This window comes from Pseudovibrio sp. Ad5, assembly GCF_001623095.1.
Classification (GTDB): domain Bacteria; phylum Pseudomonadota; class Alphaproteobacteria; order Rhizobiales; family Stappiaceae; genus Pseudovibrio.
On sequence record NZ_LMCH01000015.1, the window covers coordinates 118,655 to 137,954 of the forward strand.

General features: G+C 52.0%; 15 protein-coding genes. 12 read left to right on the forward strand and 3 right to left on the reverse strand.

The window, feature by feature from the left end:
• Nucleotides 1-44 precede the first annotated feature (44 nt).
• The 5 genes from PsAD5_RS09315 (at nt 45) to PsAD5_RS09335 (ending at nt 5,690) form a co-directional block, all read left to right on the forward strand.
• Entirely contained in the window at nt 45-533 is a 489-nt protein-coding gene (locus PsAD5_RS09315) for a TRAP transporter small permease (protein ID WP_063291906.1), read from the forward strand.
• Entirely contained in the window at nt 530-1,792 is a 1,263-nt protein-coding gene (locus PsAD5_RS09320; RefSeq protein WP_063291907.1) for a TRAP transporter large permease, read from the forward strand. Before PsAD5_RS09315 ends, PsAD5_RS09320 begins: the two co-directional genes overlap by 4 nt.
• An 11-nt stretch (nt 1,793-1,803) precedes the next feature.
• A complete protein-coding gene (locus PsAD5_RS09325) occupies nt 1,804-3,210 on the forward strand; it encodes an amidase (protein ID WP_063291908.1) in 1,407 nt (468 codons plus the stop codon).
• A 221-nt stretch (nt 3,211-3,431) separates the two neighbouring features.
• Nucleotides 3,432-4,802, forward strand: a complete 1,371-nt coding sequence (gene melA / locus PsAD5_RS09330) for an alpha-glucosidase/alpha-galactosidase (RefSeq protein ID WP_063291909.1) — start codon at nt 3,432-3,434, stop codon at nt 4,800-4,802.
• Between the two features lie 117 nt (nt 4,803-4,919).
• Nucleotides 4,920-5,690, forward strand: coding sequence for an SDR family NAD(P)-dependent oxidoreductase (locus tag PsAD5_RS09335; RefSeq protein WP_063291910.1), 771 nt, complete (start codon nt 4,920-4,922; stop codon nt 5,688-5,690).
• A 29-nt stretch (nt 5,691-5,719) separates the two neighbouring features.
• Here PsAD5_RS09335 and PsAD5_RS09340 read toward each other — a convergent pair whose 3' ends face one another.
• The gene (locus PsAD5_RS09340) at nt 5,720-6,607 is read right to left on the reverse strand and encodes a helix-turn-helix domain-containing protein (protein WP_208988558.1); all 888 of its coding nucleotides are present in this window, start codon (nt 6,605-6,607) and stop codon (nt 5,720-5,722) included.
• Between the two features lie 221 nt (nt 6,608-6,828).
• Here PsAD5_RS09340 and PsAD5_RS09345 point away from each other — a divergent pair, with 221 nt between their 5' ends.
• The 4 genes from PsAD5_RS09345 (at nt 6,829) to PsAD5_RS09360 (ending at nt 12,818) form a co-directional block, all read left to right on the forward strand.
• Entirely contained in the window at nt 6,829-8,853 is a 2,025-nt protein-coding gene (locus PsAD5_RS09345; RefSeq protein ID WP_063291912.1) for an ABC transporter substrate-binding protein, read from the forward strand.
• A 182-nt stretch (nt 8,854-9,035) separates the two neighbouring features.
• On the forward strand, nt 9,036-10,061 hold the full coding sequence (locus PsAD5_RS09350; RefSeq protein WP_063291913.1) for an ABC transporter permease: 1,026 nt from the start codon (nt 9,036-9,038) through the stop codon (nt 10,059-10,061).
• Nucleotides 10,061-11,203 (forward strand): ABC transporter permease, encoded by a 1,143-nt coding sequence (locus PsAD5_RS09355; RefSeq protein ID WP_063291914.1) that lies wholly within the window; start codon nt 10,061-10,063, stop codon nt 11,201-11,203. The genes PsAD5_RS09350 and PsAD5_RS09355 overlap by 1 nt, the downstream gene beginning before the upstream one ends.
• Entirely contained in the window at nt 11,196-12,818 is a 1,623-nt protein-coding gene (locus tag PsAD5_RS09360; protein WP_063291915.1) for an ABC transporter ATP-binding protein, read from the forward strand. The genes PsAD5_RS09355 and PsAD5_RS09360 overlap by 8 nt, the downstream gene beginning before the upstream one ends.
• Before the next feature lie 38 nt (nt 12,819-12,856).
• Here PsAD5_RS09360 and PsAD5_RS09365 read toward each other — a convergent pair whose 3' ends face one another.
• Nucleotides 12,857-14,167 carry a DUF3422 family protein gene (locus PsAD5_RS09365; RefSeq protein WP_063291916.1) on the reverse strand — a complete coding sequence of 437 codons (1,311 nt, stop codon included), beginning with the start codon at nt 14,165-14,167 and terminating at the stop codon, nt 12,857-12,859.
• Between the two features lie 221 nt (nt 14,168-14,388).
• Between PsAD5_RS09365 and PsAD5_RS09370 the strand changes: the two genes are divergently transcribed.
• Both PsAD5_RS09370 and PsAD5_RS09375 read left to right on the forward strand, forming a co-directional pair.
• Nucleotides 14,389-15,882, forward strand: coding sequence for an alkaline phosphatase (locus PsAD5_RS09370; RefSeq protein ID WP_063291917.1), 1,494 nt, complete (start codon nt 14,389-14,391; stop codon nt 15,880-15,882).
• Between the two features lie 166 nt (nt 15,883-16,048).
• A complete protein-coding gene (locus PsAD5_RS09375; RefSeq protein ID WP_063291918.1) occupies nt 16,049-16,741 on the forward strand; it encodes an HD domain-containing protein in 693 nt (230 codons plus the stop codon).
• A gap of 4 nt (nt 16,742-16,745) precedes the next feature.
• Here PsAD5_RS09375 and PsAD5_RS09380 read toward each other — a convergent pair whose 3' ends face one another.
• On the reverse strand, nt 16,746-17,798 hold the full coding sequence (locus PsAD5_RS09380) for a LacI family transcriptional regulator (protein ID WP_063288510.1): 1,053 nt from the start codon (nt 17,796-17,798) through the stop codon (nt 16,746-16,748).
• A 205-nt stretch (nt 17,799-18,003) separates the two neighbouring features.
• On the opposite strand from PsAD5_RS09380, the gene PsAD5_RS09385 reads away from it, so the two are divergent.
• Nucleotides 18,004-19,254, forward strand: coding sequence for an ABC transporter substrate-binding protein (locus tag PsAD5_RS09385; RefSeq protein WP_057465291.1), 1,251 nt, complete (start codon nt 18,004-18,006; stop codon nt 19,252-19,254).
• The last annotated feature ends 46 nt before the right edge of the window (nt 19,255-19,300 follow it).

Here is a 19,300-nt window from a genome sequence, read left to right on the forward strand (position 1 = left end):
GAAAGGAAGAGCCCACTACATTTTGAGGGCTCTTTTCAATTTGCATGAAGCGATTTTTCCAGCTGCTGTACCGATTTGAAGCGACACTTGCTGCTCTGGCCTACATTATCGTGGTGTTAGCCATGCTGGCTGATGTCGTTGCACGAGAGTTTTTTGATCTCTCATTGATGCACAGCAGCAAGATCGCGCTGTTTGCAGCTATTTTTGCTGGCATGCTGGGCCTTGGCCTTGCAACATTCACCGGCAACCACATCCGCCCCAAGATCACTGACCAGCTGTTGCCGGCAACATGGCAAAACCTTCTGCAGCGACTGGGAGACGTTTTGAGCGGGGCGCTCTTCCTGCTCGCGGGCTATGTCTCGTTTGGGCTCGTGCAGTCCTCCTATGAAATCGGGTTCCTGGTGCCCGTGGTGGATTGGCCGCTCTGGTGGTTCCAGTCCATCATGCCCTACGCCTTCTGCTCCAATGCCCTCAGATATTTCGGCTTTGCGCTGTCGCCCTCTTTGAAGCCAGAAGAGGCAGATGCGGCATGACCTATGCGCTCCTTCTCACACTCGCTGTTCTGGTGATGCTGATCTTGCGGCAGAACCTCATTGTTATCTTGATGGTGCTCGGCGGGGCAGTACAGCTCCTTTATAGCGATGGCGAGCTGATGTTCATGGCGGAGGACTTTTGGGCCGCGCTGGATCGCGAAGCGCTTCTGTCCATTCCCGTTTTCTTGCTGTGCGGCTCCATCATGAGCCGCGGTGCCATTGCGGAGCGGCTCGTCACAGTCCTCAAAGCATTGACTGGATCTTTGTCAGGAGGTCTCGGTGTAGCAACAATCCTCTCCTGCGCTTTCTTTGCTGCAATCTCGGGCTCCTCCATGGTTACGCTGTTGGCGGTTGGGTCTGTGCTGTACCCGGCACTGCGAGAGCAGGGGTACTCCACCAGTTATTCTCTGGGTGCGCTATCGAGTGCAGGAACACTCGGTGTTGTCATCCCGCCCAGCATTCCCATGATCATTTACGGTCTGGTCACAGAAACCTCGATCACTGACATGTTTCTGGCGGGCGTCATTCCAGGGCTTTTGCTTACCATCGCTTTGGCGATCTATTCAGCCTGGGCCAACAGAACGATCCCGCGCACAGGCTTTGACGTGAGCGCAGCAGGCAGTGCAATCACCAACGGAATTTGGTCCCTGCTCATGCCGGTCATTCTGCTTGGGGGCATTTACTCCGGATACTTCACAGCCACAGAAAGTGCTGCCATCGCCTTGGCCTATGCGCTCGTTGTCGAGCTGTTCATTTATAAAGAGCTCACACTGGCCCAGCTCTGGGATGCTGTCATTCACACAACCCAGATGCTCGGTGGCCTGCTCCCAATTCTTGCCATCGCCGCGACTTTGAACATGGTGCTGACAACAGAGCAGGTGCCAAGCCAGCTGGCACAATGGCTGTCCGCGCACGTGGAAGAAAAATGGATGTTCCTGATCGGCCTCAACATCCTTCTGCTGATGGTTGGGTTCTTTATGGAGATCATCTCTGCACTGCTGATTATGGCACCCATTCTGCTTCCCGTCGCAACAATCTACGGCATCAATCCAGTGCATCTTGGTGTGATCATGATCATCAATCTGGAGATTGGCCTGCTGACACCACCTGTCGGCATCAATCTCGTGGTTGCTTCCCAGGCGTTCAGGGAAAGCTTCTGGACTGTCACAAGGTCAGTCATTCCATTTGTCCTGATCATGCTCTGCGTGCTGCTGCTCGTTACCTTCCTGCCTGATCTCTCACTCTTTCTTGTAAGCTGAGGAACTCGTAAATGATTGAAAATATCTTCAAAATGACGGCAATCGAAGTTTCTCAAGCAATCCGTGACAAGCAGATCACATGCAGTGAGGTGATAGAGCAGCATCTGACGCGCATTGATGAAACCGCGCATCTGAATGCCATCACCACCCGCTTTGATGATCAGGCCCGTCAGGCAGCAGAGCAGGCAGACCAGGCGGTGCAGCGCGGTGAGCCGTTAGGTCCACTCCACGGCATTCCCGTCACCATCAAAGAAAACATCGATCAGGCTGGCGCCTCCACAAACAACGGTGTGAAAGCATTTGCTGGCCTGATTGCTAAGCAGGACGCTCCCCTTGTCCAGAGATTGAAACAGGCAGGAGTAATTCCGATTGGGCGCACAAACACACCAGAAATGTCATGGCGCTTTCATACGGACAACACTTTGTTCGGCCAGACCCTCAACCCGTGGAATACATCCCGCACACCAGGCGGTTCAAGCGGTGGAGCAGGGAGCTCACTGGCAGCTGGCGTCGGATACATCGCCCATGGGTCCGACCTCAGCGGTTCCATACGCCTGCCAGCCTTTTGCTGCGGTGTGCTGGGCTTGCGCCCCTCTCATGGACGCATACCGTTTTACAATGCCACCGGAGCTGCAGAACGCCCAATCACCATCCAGCTCTCCTCAGCACAAGGACCACTCGCACGCTCGCTTGATGATCTCAAACTCGCTTACGATGTGATGAAAGGCTATTCCGATCTGGATACATGGTCACTGCCGGATATGATTGAGGATAAGATCTTCCCAAACAGGGTCGCACTCATCACACCACCGGATGCTGACCCGAAAATCAATGAAGCTCTGAAGCAAGCAGGCGAGGTACTGGCGCAGCAGGGGTACAAGGTGGATAACACCAGCATTGATTTTATCGAAGAAGCCTACACACACTACACATCGCTTTTGATCACCGAAGTCGCACTCCAGAAGGAGAGCGTGATCGACCGTTTTGGCTCAGAGCAACTACAGGCAATATTTGAGTACTACACGCAATTGGTGCCGCCCATGGACTATCACGGTTATGCGCAGGCTTTGGCCGCTAGATCGCACTACCATCGCCTGATTGACCAATTTCAACGCAAATATCCCGTAATCCTTTCACCCGTTTGCACAAAAAACGCATTTGAGGCAGGTGCAGATATCAAATCCGTTGATAGCCTTAAAGAGATAGCAAAAACAAACACCTACCTCGGCTCTGTAAACTTTTTTGACCTTCCCGCCATGAGTATCCCCACACGTGACACCCAGGACGGCATTCCAATCGGTATCCAGCTCATCGGCCCGCGTTATGGCGAAGAATACCTCTTTATAACGGCTAAGATTTTGGAGAATAACGGGTTTATCTCTTCTAAACTGGCGTCGGCAACAGAGGTGATGGCGTAGCCAATACGTGCGATTTTGAGGTCAATAATACAAAACAGAGCCAGAATTGCCGTGGTTTCCGGAAATTTAGAATAGAAAACAGGAAGAAAAGAGAGGCGCTGATCCATAGTTTTTCATCAAAGGACAGCTCAGAGACGCCCGTCTCAAGGCTGTCTGGTTATCCCCTCAAGAACTATGCAATCTGAAGTGCTGGCGAGCTCTTCAGAAAATGGGAGAAAAGCATGGCCCGAAACCCCAAAATCACCTTTATTGGTGCCGGTTCCACCACGTTTATGAAGAACATCATCGGTGATATTCTGCAGCGTCCAGCGCTCTCTGGAGCGCATGTTGCTCTGATGGATATCAACGAGGAACGCCTTGGTGAATCTGAAATTGTAGCGCGTAAACTGATTTCGACGCTGGGAGTGAGCGCAACAGTTTCAACGCACACCAATCAGATGGAAGCGCTTGATTCTACTGACTTTGTAGTCGTTGCTTTCCAGATTGGTGGCTTCGAGCCGTGCACGGTCACCGACTTCGAAATTCCAAAGAAATACGGCCTTCGCCAGACCATCGCGGATACCCTCGGCATCGGCGGAATCATGCGCGGCCTGCGCACCGTTCCACACCTCTGGAGTATCTGCGAAGACATACTCAAAGTATGCCCGGATGCGGTCATGCTTCAATACGTGAACCCAATGGCGATCAACACCTGGGCCATCGCGCATAAATACCCACAAATCAAACAGGTAGGCCTCTGTCACTCTGTTCAGGGCACTGTCAAAGAGCTGGCGCACGACCTTGATATCGATCCTGCAAATATCCGCTTTAGATGTGCAGGCATCAATCACATGGCGTTCTATCAGTATCTGGAAGAGATCAAAGAAGACGGCACATTTGAGGATCTCACTCCAAGGCTGATAGAAGGCTACCGTGAAGGCCGCTATCCGAAACCATCCACGTGGAACCCACGCTGTCAGAACGTAGTGCGCTACGAGATGTTGACCCGTCTTGGCCATTTCGTAACGGAGAGCTCAGAGCATTTTGCTGAGTATGTTCCGTGGTTTATCAAACGTGACCGCCCAGACCTGCTGGAGAAATTTTCCATTCCGCTCGACGAATACCCGGTCCGCTGTGTGGAGCAGATTGAACGCTGGAAATCTCAGGTGGAAGACTACAAAAATGCAGAGAGCATTGAAGTAGAGCGCAGCCATGAATACGCCTCAACGATCATGAACTCCATCTGGACTGGTGAGCCAGCAGTTATTTACGGCAACGTACAAAACAAAGGCTACATCACCTCGCTGCCACAGGATTGCGCAGTTGAAGTGCCGTGTCTTGTGGATCGCAACGGCATCCAGCCAACGCACATTGGAAAATTGCCAGCGCAATTGGCTGCTCTGATGCGTACAAACATTGGCCCTCAGGAGTTGACTGTTGAGGCACTCATGACGGAGAAGCGCGAGCATATCTATCACGCTGCAATGCTTGATCCGCACACCGCTGCGGAGTTGGATCTGGACCAAATCTGGGCCATGGTGGACGAGCTTCTGGAAGCGCATAAAGACTGGTTGCCAGCTTGGACGCAGAAGCAAGTGCTTGAAACTGCATAGCAAGTGCGCTGCCAATTAGAGAATGCGATGACATAAGCGGTTGCCTGAAACGAGGCTGCCGCTTATGTATATTCTGATATATCAAAGATGAGTGCCAAGCACTCCCTGGGGGAATAAATGTCTGGGAACGTCACCTTCCATGATCTGAAGGACGCAAGTGTGTTCATCACCGGCGGCGGAGCAGGGATCGGCGCAAGCCTCACTGATGGCTTCATGCAACAAGGTGCCAAAGTCGCCTTTGTACAACGCTCTGATGCTTCAGAATTTGCCGAGCAGATGAAGGAAAAACACGGTGTCGCACCTTTGTTCATCAAGTGTGATGTCACCGATGTTGATGCTCTTCAAGCTTCCATCAAACAGGCGGAAAAGGCCCATGGCCCGATTACCGTACTGGTCAACAATGCTGCCAACGACACTCGCCATACCCTTGAAGAATTTACGGTAGATCAATGGGATGCGTCTATGCATGTGAACTTGCGCCCTCATTTCTTTACCGCTCAGGCCGCTGCCGCAGGCATGAAAGCAGCTAGTGGTGGTTCCATTATCAACTTCTCATCCATTTCCTACATGATGGGCAACGCAGGTTATCCGGCTTATGAAGCGTCCAAAGCAGCCATCACTGGTCTGACCAGAGCTTTGGCGCGTGAGCTGGGACCAGACAACATCCGCGTCAACGCTTTGATGCCGGGCTGGGTCCTCACACAGCGCCAGAAAGACCTTTGGGCAACACCGGAAGATCTGAAAGCCCATCTGGGCCGTCAGTGTTTGAAGGAGCATCTGGAACCGGACGATATTATTGATGCAACACTGTTTTTGGCATCTAAAGCCAGTCGTATGATGACCAGCCAAGCCCTTGTCATTGATGGCGGCGTTGTCGTGACAGGTTAAAGAAAAAGTAGCGGGTAGGCAGCTGCCCGCTATATCTTGCCAATGTTTCTGGCCTTTTTGCGAAACGCAGCTGGAGACGTGCTGAAGTGGTTTTGGAACGCCTCATAAAAGCTCGAAAGAGACCTGAACCCGGCATCCATAGCGATGGACAAGATCTTCATTTCAGACTCAGCAAGCAACATGCGTGCATGGGATAGCCGGACGCGCGTCAAATGTTCCTTGATCGGTAGCCCTACAATGCGCTTGAACAAAGTCATTGCATGGCTCGGCGATAAGCCAACACATTCAGCAACATCAGAGACAGAAATGTCCGAGGTGTGGTTCTCTGAAATGAACCGCAACATCTCTTCCATATGCAACATGGACTTTCCGCGACCAACCACCGTGCTGGACTGACGGTAGTCATGATGCAGTGTGTTCCAACCGTCCAGCGCCAGACGCGTAAACCGCGACGAGATCTCACTCAGAACCAGTTTGCGCCAGTTGATGTCATCTCGTTTGAACTCGCTTGCCCAATGGCCAAAGCGCACCGCATCAATCGGGCAGGGCGCCTTGTTGCAAATCACATCTCCTGAAATGAGTGCATCAGTGATGCGTGTGGGCAAACCCCACTGCAATATTTGTGCAAAGGAGATGTAGAGATTGACCATATCGCCATCCCCGCGCACCCCAACAACACCGTGCGGCGCGGCGCCCCAGAAGCAAATCATGTAACCGGGGTGAACAGTCACATGACTTCCTGAGAAGGAATAGTCCATTTCACAGTTAATCAGGAAGTTCACTTCAATAGAGGCATGGTGATGATAAGGCCTTTTGGAGAATACGTGAGGCTTATGGCGCATAATCAGGAAATTATCTGTCGAGGGTATGACACTCTGATCCAGATATTGGCGATATATGTCATCGCTAATACTCAATTACACATCCTCCTCTTGCGTCAATATTTGAAAAGCCGAATGAATCGATATTAATACGAGAGTTCGGCTCTCAATATTCTCCCATGTGTATAGTATAGAGAAATACGCAGTTTAAAAGCATCTACGAAGAAAATCGGAATTTATGAATAGAAAGCCGGAGGAAAAGAGACGGCGCGGGTGGCCATGATGGTGTTGGGAGTAATGAAATGGGGGAGGAATTGATGTCTTCAACAAACCTTGTGTCTAAACTTTGCTTAGCAGCAGGTGTAAGTGCCTGTGCAATCGCGGCAAGTTCAGCACTGGCCGACAAAATGCCGGTTGAGCAGTCCATGTCCACATTGGAATATGATCTGCTGTCTCGCAGTGATTTGTGGACCTATCAGAAACTGGAGGGCTATAGCGAAGCCCCGTTCCTGAGTGGACTGGTCAAGGCAGGCAAGTTGCCACCTGTTGGCGAGCGACTACCAGCAGAGCCGCTGGTTATGTCAACCAAAGCCATGTCTGAGGGGATCGGCGTTTACGGCGGAGTATTCCGTCATGTCATCGGCGGTCGTCCGGAAGGCTGGAACTGGCTCGCTGGTCAGCATCAGGGCTGGGGCGGCATCAATATGGCCATTCAGGAATGTCTGGTACGCAACGGCCCGCTCTGGCAGGTAAAGGCAGAGGAGCAGTCCGGTCCGCTACCAAACCTAGCTAAAAGCTGGGAGTGGAGCGACGACAAAACCGAACTGACCATGCATCTGGTTGAAGGCATCAAATGGTCCGATGGTGATCCCTTTGATACAGAAGACATCCGTTTTTGGTGGGACGACAACGTTCAGGATGAGAACATTGCATCCCGTCTGCCAAAAGGTGGCCTTGGTGAGGGTACAACGCTTGAAGTGATTGATGCTTACACATTCAAGTTCACTTTCGCCAAACCACAAGGCCCGGAAATCCTGAAATCTCTGGCCTATATTCAAGGCTGCCCCGGTCCCTCGCACACACTCAAAACGAAACATCCCAAATACAACAAGGATGCCAGTTACGAAGACTATCGCAATGCAATGCCTGCGGACGCAGTTCCACCAGTTGTTCTGGGAGGCTGGGTGCCAGTGCGCCACAAGGCGGATGAACTGGTGATCTTGCGCCGTAATCCGTTCTATTGGAAAACAGATGAAGCTGGCAATCAGCTGCCATACCTGAACGAGATGCACTTCAAACTGTCCACTTGGTCAGACCGCACAACGCAAGCTGTCGCCGGGACTGCTGATTTTTCCAATATGGAAAACCCGGGCAACTTCGTGGAAGCACTCAAGCAGACATTGTCTGCAGATGCACCGGTTAAAGCCAACTTTGGCCCACGTGTTCTCTCGTGGCGTCTGGAACTGAACTTCTCTGAAACAAACGGTGTTCAGGATGAAGTGGACGCTGAACTCCGCAAGTTCTTCCGGCAAAAAGACTTCCGCGTTGCCCTCAGTCATGCGCTTGATCGTCAGGCGATCGGCCAGTCAGTAGCGCGTGGTCCGTTCATGTATCCATACTCTGGTGGCTTCTCCAGCGGATCTCCGTATTACGATTACGACAGCACCGTCTACTACCCGTATGATCTGGTAAAAGCCAACGCCATGCTGGATGCTTTGGGCCTCAAAGACACCGATGGCAACGGCATTCGCAACATGCCAGGCTCAGGGGCTGATCTGGAAATCGACATGACGACAGATCGGCGGCAAGTCACTGATAAAAAACAGGCGGATGCGATCATTCTGATGCTGGCAGAAGCAGGCATTCGTGTGTTGATCCGCAACGTGGATACAATTGATACAGCGTCGAAAAACGGTGATTTCAACATGTTGATACGCCGGAAAGAATGGGCGCTTCCAACTCGTGAAACCTGTTTCCATCTGCCAATCGCAAACAGCTGTCCTGACCGGCATCTTCCTGGTTCAGATGGTACGCGAAACCTGATGGATTTTGAAATCGAGATGGTCGATGCCTATCAGACCATTCTGTCCACCTGGGATGCGGTTGAAGCAGCTGATGCAGCCAAAACCATCCAGCGTCTGTGGACTGAGAATGCCTACACCATTGGCACCGTTCAGGCTCCTGCTGCGCTTCTCGTCAACAAACGCATCAGGAACGCGCATCCGGGCACACCCGTCAACATGTTTGAATGGGCAGAAGATGGTGTTGTGCGCGAGCGCCTCTGGACACCAAAGGATCAGCAGTTGAAAGAACTCCTCCCAGGAACGATCGCTGAATACTAGAGCGCGTTCCGTTTGATTGGATTCAATCAAACGACAAGAATTCGCTCCAACAAAGATGTTAGAGCGCTATGCGTGAATGTAAATGAACGCGACGTGCACTAAGGCAGGAAAGGCGGGTCAATTCTGGCCCGCCTTCCAACGCAATAAGCAATAAATGCTCAATAGCTGGGAGGGCTAGATAAATGGGCTTGTTACGCTTTTTAGCGCAACGTGCAGCTGCAACACTGGTCTTGTTGGTCGGGATCTCCATTGTTTCCTTCGCGATCATACAAGCTGTTCCAGGTGACTATGTTGACATGTGGATGGCGACAACAGCCGCCCAAACCGGACAGTCACGTGCAGTTTTGGAACCTCAGGCAGAAATTTTACGCACACAGTTAGGGCTGGATCAGCCCGTTGTCGTGCAATACTGGCGATGGATTGTTGGCATCGTCACTGCTGGCAACTTCGGAGACTCGTTTTTCTTCTCCAAGTCGGTCACAGAAGTAATCGGTCTGCGTCTGCCGCGCACACTTGCTCTGGCCTTCACTGCCATGGTGCTGGCTCAGTTCATTGGCGGTGCGCTTGGTGTTTACGCAGCCATGAACCAGTACAAGCTCGGCGATACCATTTCGACAATTGTTGCCTTCCTTGGCATTGTTATTCCGAAGTTCGTTATCTCGCTGATAATTCTGTATTATCTCGCCTTCGTCTGGCACTCTCCTTACATCGGAGCACTGCAATCACCCGAGTATTTGCTGCAAGACTACTGGTCGCTCGATAAGCTCTGGGACTTCTTTAAACACGTCTGGCCAATCTTGCTCATCTCCATCTGGGCCGGGCAGGCCTATACCTTGCGCATGATGCGCGGCAACCTGCTGGATGTGATGAAATCTCAATACATCGAAACAGCTCGCGCCAAAGGCCTGTCTCGCAGTCGCATCATCTTGGTGCATGCCATCCCCAATGCGCTGCACCCTGTCATCATGAACATCGGCAGCCGCTTTGAGTACATGGTCAAAGGTGAGATTGAGATCGCAATAGTACTGGGTGTTCCAACCATTGGCCCGCTGATCCTCTCCTCAGTTGCCGAGCGCGACATGTATGTGGTCGCTGCAATTTTCATGCTCGTTGCCACCATTATGGTTGTCGGAAATCTGGTTGCAGATTTGCTGCTCGCTCTCATTGATCCGCGTGTCCGTCAAGCTGCTATGGAAGGAAACGCGTGATGACCCAGATCGACACCGACGCAATCGAACACGGCAGCGTAGACGCTCAGCAACTGGCAGAAGACCGGCCCTCTATTTCTTATTGGGGTCTCGTCGTTCGTCGCTTCATCCGTAACAAATACGGCATGGTAGGTTTCATCGCCTGTATGCTGATCTTCCTGACAGCTATTTTCGCGGGCTTCATCGCGCCGTATGGGCCGCAAACTGCCAACCGGGCAGCGCTGTACTCACCACCGCAAACGCTCCATTTCTTCGCGCCTGATGGCAGCCTGACAACGCCGTATGTTACGGGCTTCAAAGAAGAAATGAACATGCAAACCTTTGAGATCACGTTTATTCCTGATTTTGATAAAATCTCGCATGTCGCTTTGTTCGTGGAAGGAGAACCCTGGAAGTTTCTGGGTCTCACCTTCACAACACATCTATTTGGCACAACAGATGGCAGCAAGTTCCATATCCTCGGCACTGACAATCTGGGCCGTGACGTTTACTCACGCATGATCTTTGGTACACGCATCACACTGCTCATGGCGCTCATGGTGATGGGATCTGCCTGCGTGATCGGGATCATTCTTGGAGTGAGTTCAGGATACTTCGGTGGCCTGTATGATCTTGTGGTCCAGCGAATGGTCGAGTTCATCAAGGCCTTCCCGGACCTCCCGCTTTATCTGGCATTGGTCGCCTTGTTGCCTAGGCGGGCAGAGCCGGTGACGATCTTTATCATGTTCGCCTGCATCCTCGTCTTGCTCAGATGGGCAGATCTCTGCCGCGAGCTGCGCGGCAAAGTCTTCTCCATGCGCAATCTGGAATATGTCCGCGCAGCAGAAGCCGTTGGCGCCTCAAGCAGCCGTATCATTGGCGCACATATCGTTCCCAACACATCTTCGCACATCATTGTCTGGGCAACCTACCAGCTGCCCGAGATCATTCTTCTGGAGAGTTTTCTGTCGTTTCTGGGCGTGGGCATTCAGCAGCCGATGGTGTCCTGGGGCAGCATGCTCAACCAGATTCTCGACTTCCAGTCGTTTAGCGCTGCGCCGTGGATGATGGCTCCAGTCGGTATGATCATCATTTCCGTACTCGCCTTCAACGCCGCTGGCGATGGCCTTCGTGATGCAATGGATCCCTACAGCAATGCCTAGTATCGACCAAACACAACACAAAGACCTGCTCACCATCCGCGATGTGGCCGTCACCTTCAAAACAGTGATCGGAACCGTGGAAGCGGTGAAAGGGGTGAGCTATGCCGTGGCAAAAGGTGAGACATTGGCCATTGTTGGGGAGTCCGGTTCCGGTAAATCTGTGACTGCCCGCGCAATCATGGGCATGCTCGCCGAAAACGCGACACTGGCTCAAGGTTCCATGATCCGTTTCGAGGATCGAGACCTGACGACCATGAGTGAGTTGGAGCTGCAAAAGATCCGCGGCAATCGCATCTCGATGATCTTTCAGGAACCTCTGACAAGCCTCAATCCAGTGTACCGGATTGGGGACCAGATCATTGAGATGATCCGCTCACACCGCAAAATCTCCAAGGCTGACTCTAAAAAAGAAACGCTCCGGCTGTTGGATGAGGTGAAGATCCCAGACCCAGAGGCCAGATTCAGTCAATATCCGCATCAGCTTTCCGGCGGTCAGCGCCAGCGTGTCATGATCGCGATGGCACTGGCAAATGAGCCTGACCTGCTCATTGCAGATGAGCCAACCACCGCTCTTGACGTGACTGTCCAAGCTGAAATCCTAAAACTCATGCGAGAGCTGCAAGAGCGCCACCGCATGGCGATCATCCTCATCACACATGACCTCAATGTGGTGCGTCAGGTGAGTGACCGTGTCTGTGTGATGCGCGCAGGAAAGATTGTTGAAACCGGACGCACCCATAAGGTCTTTGAGACACCATCTCATCCATATACTAGGCACTTGATTGAAAGTGAGCCATCCGGTGTGCCAGATAAACTGGAGGAGGGTCTCTACGAGCTATTGGATGCAGATAAGGTCCGTGTCACGTTCACCTCAAAACATGGTGGCTTGTTCAGGCGCAAAACCAAAGAACTGGTGGCCGTCAACGACATCTCACTCAACATCAGGTCAGGCGAAACGCTTGGCATTGTTGGCGAGTCAGGTTCCGGAAAGTCCACATTGGGCATGTCCATCCTTCAGCTCTTAAAAACAGATTCTGGCACTATCACCTTTGATGGAAACAGGATCGACAACCTCACCAGAAAAGAGCTGAAGCCTCTTAGAACTGATCTGCAGGTTGTGTTTCAGGACCCGTTTTCCTCGCTTAATCCCCGCATGGTTGTGGGGGAGATTGTGGGTGAGGGCCTTAAGGTCAACGGCATCGGTGGAAGCCATAAGGAACGACAGGTCATGGTGGCCGAAGCGCTGGATGCTGTGCAGATGCCACGCAGCACCATGGACCGCTTTCCCCATGAGTTCTCAGGTGGCCAGCGTCAGAGGATCGCAATTGCACGCTCCATCGTTTTAAAACCGAAATTCATACTGCTGGATGAACCTACCTCTGCATTGGACCTGTCCATTCAGACGCAGATTATCGAGCTGCTGAAAGACCTGCGAGAGAAGCTGAAACTGAGCTATCTCTTCATCAGTCATGATCTGAAAGTGGTGAAAGCACTCTGTCACAACGTCATGGTGATGCAGCACGGAAACGTTGTCGAAGCTGGCAACACGCTCGATGTTTTGCATCGGCCGCAGACAGAATACACACAGCGACTGGTCTCTGCGGCCTATCTGTAAGTGTTCAGGATGGCGGCGATAACCGCCGCCATCAAACTCTAGTGTGCAGCTTTCAGCCTTCTCAAGGCATACCAAAGTACACCAACCACCAGCGGCACAGATGCGGCCATACCGACAGCCGGATCAAGCGGGGAGCCAACAGCCTTGGCGCCTTTCAAAGCGTATCCGATCAGGCTGATGACGTAGTAAGAGATCGCAGCAATCGAAAGCCCTTCCACCGTCTGCTGCAATCTAAGTTGAAACTTAGCACGCTGATCCATCGACTTCAGTAAGTCTCGGTTTTGTCGTTCAAGCTCCACATCCACCCGGGCGCGCAACAGGCCGACAGCTCGTGTCAACTTTCGCGAAAGGTTAGCTTGTCGCTCTTCAATAGCACGGCATGTCTGCATAGCTGGCGCGAGCCGGCGGTTGAGAAAACGCCCGATCATGTCGTAACCAGAGACGTTGCTCTCCCCAAGAGTGTCCAGACGCCGCCCGACAATATCGGAATAGGCCCGTGTTGCCCCAAACCGGAAAAGACTTTCCATCGCAGAAGCTTCCAGATCTGCCGCAAGAGAAGAAAGATCTGCCAGTAGCTCCTCGTTATGCGCCAGAGAATGTGCTTCGGCGTCTCCTGAATTGCGCAGTTGAGCGGTTATGCCCACGAGTTCCTGCTCAATGCGGCTTACAACTGTTTGCTGCTTCCGCGCTTCATAAAGCCCCAACAAAGAGAGAGTCCGGTAAGTCTCCAGTTCCAGAACACGCCGCACGGTTGCTCCCAGTTCCAACGGAGACAGCCCATGATCCAGCAGCAGAAACGAAACAATGCCATCATCACCGGCCTTGAAGTCGGTGACCAGCGTCGCACGTCCTTCAATGATTTGGGAAACACTCAGGCTTGCCAGATCAAACCCATCAGACAGATCTCCAGCCTCGGGATGTTCCGCAGCTTTTATCGTAAGCTGAACGGCTGCAATCAGTTGCCCCGGAGGGGTGAGCTGGCCCTTGGCAAAGAGAGAAACATTTTGTGCGCAAAAGCTTGAGGGAAGAGGCTGTTCCACAGCATAGGTAGAAAACTCGCTGTGTTGCTCCCAGCGTAAAGAATAGCCTTCAAACGTCTTATGGAGATAGTGCTCTGAGGCTTTTGAAGTGGTGCTCGTTTCCTCTGAGATAAAACGAAGCGCAGCTTGCTGTTCTGCTTGCTTGTTATCCTGTTCGACCATGAAGGCATATTGCAGAATTTGCCACTCCCCATGCATGGGGACGAAGGGACGCGCATGAACTTCTGCAAGAATGGCCTGGCGCAGCGGATGTTCGGGAAGGTGCCGCGCAGTGCACGCCTCCTCCAACATGTCATCAATCTTACCCAAAGCGTGCCCCTCATGGTCTTTAAACCAGAAAGTCCAAGTGTGGAGCAGGCAACTCTGGTGGTCTACATAAAAATACGTATTGCGCCGGATTGTCGCAGAAGGAGCCGGAGACGTTGCAATCAAGATGAAAACTAACTCGAATTCTTCCTGTTCAGCACAGCTAACCCTAAGAATTGTAAAGTACACACTGCGCCCGAAACATCACCTTTTGAGGATTTGAAATGAAAACGCCACTTGTTGCGCTCCTGCTGGCCTGTTCCGCATCCTATGCTTCGGCAGAGACTGATTTCCCTCAAAAAAACAACAGATGGTTTGAGGCCGCAGAGACGGAGATTGAGAGCAAACTTGCTCAGCAGCCGATCACCAAACCGGCCAAAAATATCATTTTGATGATCGCGGATGGCAACGGCATCTCAACAAACTATGCAACGCGGGTCTTTCAGGGGCAGCAAAATGGATTGCTGGGCGAAGAAAATGTTCTGCCACAAGAGGCCTTTCCGCACAGCGCACTGGTCAAAACCTACAATGTGAACGCCCAAACGCCAGATTCTGCGGGAACCGGTACAGCATTCCATTCAGGCGTGAAGACCAAAGCCGGTGTCCTCGGTGTCGATGAAACACTAAATGTTGGTGACTGCTCGGCTGTCGAAAGCGCCAGTGTCGCGAGCATTGCAGAAGTGATGGCTGCAGAAGGCAAGGCGGTCGGCATCATCTCAACTGCAAGCCTCACGGACGCAACACCAGCCTCAGCCTACGCCCACGTCGCCAGTCGCAGGTTTGAAGACGATTCTGACGTGCCAGAGGGATGCGATGTGCCGGATATTGCAGCGCAGCTGCTTGAGCAGATCAAGAACGGCACCATTGATATCGCTTTTGGAGGAGGGCAGCGCCATATGCTGCCTGAAACCAAAAAGACCATCGAGGGCACTGCTGGAAATCGCAAGGATGGACGCAACCTGATTGAGGAAGCCAAGGCGTTTGGTGCATCTTATGCTTGGAATGAGGCTTCCTTTAATGATCTATCTCCGTCTGGAGATAAACCTGTCCTTGGCGTCTTCGCAGCAAACCATATGCAGTATGAGTATGACCGGAAAGATCAGCCCTCCCTGGCCGAAATGGTGAAATGGACCATCGAAGTGTTGCAGGATAATGAAAACGGCTTCTATCTCACGGTAGAAGGTGGTCGTGTCGATCACGCCAATCATGCCGGAAATCTCTATCGTGCCCTCACAGACGGTGTCGCATTTGCGGACGCTGTCGCCATGGCCAAAGAAATGACCAGCGATCAGGACACCCTGATCATCGTCACTGCGGATCATGCCCATACTTTGTCGTTCAACGGCTATTGCGGACGCGGTACGCCGATCAACGGGCTGTGCATGGGCATCGACAACAACGGTGTCAAACACACCAATGAAATGCACCTGATGCTGGATGGAAAACCATACTCTGTCGCCAGCTATCTCAATGGTCCCGGCTCAATTCTCACAGAAGAAAACAACTGGTTCGGCACCCGTTCAGTGTTGTCACAGGAAGAGGCAACTGACCCTGATTTCAAACAGCAATCCTTGCTTCCAACGCCCTCAGAAACCCATTCGGGAGAAGATGTTGCGGTTTATGCAAGAGGTCCATGGGCGCACTTGTTTGATGGCACAATCGAGCAGAATTACATCTTCAATGTCATGAACTACGCTGCAAACGCCAAAAACCGCTAGCATGATAATGAAGTGTTGACGTGATGCTTGGTTGTAACATGTAAGCGGCGATCGATAACCTCAGCCTGAACTCGCGGAATTTTATCGGGGGTTCAGACCAGTTTTGCCTCGAAATGCACACTGACCTGACGTAGGTTTCGGGCTTATTTGATAACTGTGAGTTCCGATGATTGAGTTCGAAAAGAATTTGGAAGCAGCGCTGAAAGCGCATGATCAGAGTGACGATGCCAGCCACGACCTCTACCATGCGCGCCGCGTAAAACTGGCAGCGCTGGACATCGCTCAGCGTCGCGGTGAGGGCGATGAGGAAGTGCTGATCGCAGCTGCCTACTTGCATGATCTGGTCAATGTCCCCAAGAACTCACCGGACCGTGCAAAGGCTTCCAAACTGTCAGCTTACGCGGCTGAACCGATCCTGATTGTGCTGGGTGTTTCTGCAGCAAAAATCGAGAAGATCAAGCACGCCATTGAAGCGCATAGCTTTTCAGCTGAAATCGAGCCGCAAACGATTGAGGCCAAGATCCTGCAGGACGCAGATCGTCTGGAGTCCCTCGGCGCAATCGGCATTGCCCGCACTTTCTATATCGCCAAAACCATGAACTCTAACCTGTTCCATGGTGGCGACCTGTTCGCCAGCGACCGTGATCTCGACGACAAGACATTCGGCGTTGATCATTTCGCCCTCAAACTGCTCAAACTGCACAAAACCATGCAAACCAAGGAAGGCCGTGAAGTCGCGCGCGAACGCACCGACTACATGATCGGTTTCCTGAAACAACTGGCCGCAGAAACAGGTTTTACCTATCCGGAAGGCGATGACCTCTGGATCGAAGAGGAAGCACCGAAAGTCGCGTCCTGAGAACTCAGTCCTGATAGGATTTGAGAGCTGGGAATGTGATGTCTGGGTCCTGGATGGTCTGTTCAAACGGGCCGTCCGGGTGCAACATCGTCTTCAGCAGATTTGCTCCCAGCAAAGCACCGGCCTGCCGAATATCCTCGCTGATATTGTCGATCTGTGGATCAATCTGATGCAGCGTTTGTGAGCTTGATTTCACAACCGCATCAAAATCCCGCCCACGCTCTTTACCTGCCTGCCGATACCCGTTCGCAATCGCGAGGAAAGAGGTCTCACCGGGGCAGATAAATCCATCCGGTGCATCGCTGGTTCCAGCAATCGTCTGTGCCCATTCAAAGATCTCCGGCATATCTGAATCAAGATTGATGCCTTCAGGAATGTAGCACTGCAAACCTTCTTGCCGAATAGCCCGCATATACCCGTAATTCAGATGTTGATAGAACGTGAAATGGTTGGGCGGTAGAATAACGCAAATCCTGCGCCGCCCTTTTTGCATCAACCGCAAGACAGATTCGTAAGCGAACTTCTCGTTGTCATAATCCACATATGAGTGTTGATAGCCGAATTCAGTTCGCCCATGTGTGGTGAACGGAAAGCTGCGTTCCCGCAAAAAACGCACCCGCTCATCAAAAGGCCGCGTTCTCGAAAAGATGATTCCGTCAGCCAGTTTGTTGCGCACAATGTATTCGACAGGCTCAATCGGATCACCGCCAAGGAACTGCGGTGTCACATTAAGATGGTAGTCAGTCCCAGCCAATGCATGAGCCACACCTGTGATCAGCGAGTTCCCAAACCCCAGAATCTCGTTATGAGGGTCAAGAATCAGTGAGATTACTTTAGTCTTTCCGGTGCGTAATCTTTGCGCCGCGCGGTCCGGAACATAGCCGATTTCTTCAGCAACTTTACTTACGCGCAGCCGGGTTGCCTGTGCAATCTTTTCATCACCCTGAAGTGCCCGCGAGACAGTTGTCACCGCAAGGCCGGTGATCTCCGCAATTGTCTTCTGCGTAGGTTTCGAGGTGGTATGAGTGGAGGAATTTGGCGGTTTTTGTGTCGACATGTGAAGCCAGTTACCTCCCGTAAAACAGTTAGATCTTCGTTATAACGATACAACAAAATAGGTGAGTATCATTTCATACAAAAAAGATCATTCAAGTCAATGGGTTCACTTTTTGCATTGACAGATCCGATATTTGTAACGTTATAAGTACTATGTTAGTCGTATTTTTGTGTAGAAATTTTAAGTTGTGATCGGGAGGCAACACATGCACAAACTACTAGTAAAAACCACATCGGCTCTGGCTCTGTTGGCAGCAACAGCTGCTCCATCTTTGGCAGCAGACGTGGAAGTCCTGCATTGGTGGACAGCAGGTGGCGAGGCAGCTGCACTTAACGTTCTTAAGCAGGATCTGGAAACTCAGGGCATTGGCTGGGCAGATATGCCTGTTGCTGGTGGCGGCGGCGAAAGCGCAATGACTGTTTTGCGTGCACGCGTAACCGCTGGCAACGCACCAACCGCTGTTCAGATGCTTGGTTTCGACATTCAGGACTGGGCAAAAGAAGGCGCTCTGGCAGACCTTAACGCTGTTGCAGCGAAAGAAGGCTGGGACGAAGTTGTACCTGCAGCACTTCAACGCTTTGCAAAGTACGATGGCAAGTGGATTGCTGCGCCAGTAAACGTACACTCCACCAACTGGGTATGGGCAAACAAAGCAGTGCTGGACGCAAACGGCATTGCAACTCCAACCACTTGGGAAGAGTTCACCGCAGCACTTGAGAAGCTGAAAGCAGCTGGCGTAACGCCGCTCGCACACGGCGGTCAGGCTTGGCAGGATGCAACTCTGTTTGATGCAATCGTCATGGCCACCGGTGGCGCAGACTTCTATAAAGCTGCCTTCATTGATCTGGACGAAGCTGCTCTTGGTTCCGACACCATGAAGGAAGCGTTTGATCGCATGTCCGTTCTGCGTGCAAACGTAGACGACAACTTCTCTGGTCGTGACTGGAACCTTGCAACTGCAATGGTCATCAACGGTGAAGCTGGCTTCCAGATGATGGGTGACTGGGCAAAAGGTGAGTTCCTCGGTGCTGGCAAAAAACCGGGCGAAGACTTCCTCTGCTTCCGTTTCCCTGGCACTCAGGACAAGGTAACCTTCAACGCTGACCAGTTCGCTATGTTCGATCAGGGCGGTGAAGTGTCTAAAGAGCAGGCTGCCCTTGCAAGCGCAATCCTGTCTCCTGCCTTCCAGTCTGCATTCAACGTGGTGAAGGGCTCCGTTCCTGCACGCACAGACGTTTCCGACGAAGCGTTTGATGCATGTGCAAAACAGGGCATGAAAGATCTGGCTGCAGCTGCTGCAAGCGGCAATCTTTATGGTTCCATGGCACACGGTCACTCTGCACCAGCATCTGTTAAAAACGCCATTTATGACGTTGTAACAGCACACTTTAACGGTGAGTTCGATTCCGCTACCGCTGTTGATGAGCTGGTAGACGCTGTCTCCATCGCTAAGTAATTTTAAGTGGGGCCGACGATGTGTTGGCCCCATTTTTCCTAAAACA

What these genes read in the sequence shown, in the direction of transcription:
- PsAD5_RS09345 (WP_063291912.1), top strand. Translation starts at nt 6,829, where the DNA reads ATGTCTTCAACAAACCTTGTGTCTAAACTTTGCTTAGCAGCAGGTGTA.
- PsAD5_RS09320 (WP_063291907.1), top strand. Translation starts at nt 530, where the DNA reads ATGACCTATGCGCTCCTTCTCACACTCGCTGTTCTGGTGATGCTGATC.
- PsAD5_RS09380 (WP_063288510.1), bottom strand. Translation starts at nt 17,798, where the DNA reads ATGTCGACACAAAAACCGCCAAATTCCTCCACTCATACCACCTCGAAA.
- PsAD5_RS09335 (WP_063291910.1), top strand. Translation starts at nt 4,920, where the DNA reads ATGTCTGGGAACGTCACCTTCCATGATCTGAAGGACGCAAGTGTGTTC.
- PsAD5_RS09325 (WP_063291908.1), top strand. Translation starts at nt 1,804, where the DNA reads ATGATTGAAAATATCTTCAAAATGACGGCAATCGAAGTTTCTCAAGCA.
- PsAD5_RS09385 (WP_057465291.1), top strand. Translation starts at nt 18,004, where the DNA reads ATGCACAAACTACTAGTAAAAACCACATCGGCTCTGGCTCTGTTGGCA.
- PsAD5_RS09315 (WP_063291906.1), top strand. Translation starts at nt 45, where the DNA reads ATGAAGCGATTTTTCCAGCTGCTGTACCGATTTGAAGCGACACTTGCT.
- melA (WP_063291909.1), top strand. Translation starts at nt 3,432, where the DNA reads ATGGCCCGAAACCCCAAAATCACCTTTATTGGTGCCGGTTCCACCACG.
- PsAD5_RS09350 (WP_063291913.1), top strand. Translation starts at nt 9,036, where the DNA reads ATGGGCTTGTTACGCTTTTTAGCGCAACGTGCAGCTGCAACACTGGTC.
- PsAD5_RS09360 (WP_063291915.1), top strand. Translation starts at nt 11,196, where the DNA reads ATGCCTAGTATCGACCAAACACAACACAAAGACCTGCTCACCATCCGC.
- PsAD5_RS09370 (WP_063291917.1), top strand. Translation starts at nt 14,389, where the DNA reads ATGAAAACGCCACTTGTTGCGCTCCTGCTGGCCTGTTCCGCATCCTAT.
- PsAD5_RS09355 (WP_063291914.1), top strand. Translation starts at nt 10,061, where the DNA reads ATGACCCAGATCGACACCGACGCAATCGAACACGGCAGCGTAGACGCT.
- PsAD5_RS09375 (WP_063291918.1), top strand. Translation starts at nt 16,049, where the DNA reads ATGATTGAGTTCGAAAAGAATTTGGAAGCAGCGCTGAAAGCGCATGAT.